This is a genomic window from Stenotrophomonas sp. 01N47 (genome assembly GCF_056399165.1).
On record NZ_JBFTQU010000029.1, the window covers coordinates 1 to 592 of the forward strand.

Below are 592 nucleotides of genomic sequence, written 5' to 3' on the forward strand. Positions count from 1 at the left end.
GGTCACCTACAATCTGAACGAACAGAACGAGAAGCCAGTCATTGACTATGCTGCTGCTCACGGCAAAGCGATCCTGGTCAAAAAGGCCCTGGCCAGCGGCCATGTGTGCCTGAGCCCGGGCGTTGATCCGGTGCGTGCCAGCTTCGAATTGTTGTTTGATCACCCGGGGGTGGCCAGTGCTATTGTCGGGACCATCAATCCGCTGCACCTCGCCCATAACGTCGCGACCGTTGCCCAGGTCCTTCGTAGCCATTGATGCCGCCCACGCGGCCTTAAGCAGGAGCCGACATGCCGCGTACGCTGATCAGAAAGAACCCGAGCAACTTCAAGACCCTGCCGCTGTTCGTCGAAGCCACACCCGAAGGTTTGAGTTATCAGAGCGTCGGGATGCCGTTGAATTTTTCCCAGACCCTGCAACGCCGCCGTCCGGTGACGGTGGCCGACAGCGAGCGGTTTGCCCTGGAGCTGGCGAACCTTGGGGTCTCGGTGCGCCTGACCCTGCATTGGCAGAATCGCGATTACTGGGTGTTGGTGCGTCAGCGTCGGCAGGATCGCGGCGACGTGGTGCTCAAGCTGATCTCCGGCTACGTGC

At 60.6% G+C, this 592-nt stretch carries 2 protein-coding genes; both read left to right on the top strand.

The features are described 5' to 3' along the window. Positions 1-256, top strand: a 256-nt coding sequence (locus AC1DKR_RS21025; RefSeq protein WP_478035066.1) for a hypothetical protein, incomplete at its 5' end; no start/stop codon positions are given. Between the two features lie 32 nt (positions 257-288). Then, positions 289-592 (top strand): hypothetical protein (locus AC1DKR_RS21030; protein WP_478035068.1); only part of this gene is annotated, 304 nt, incomplete at its 3' end.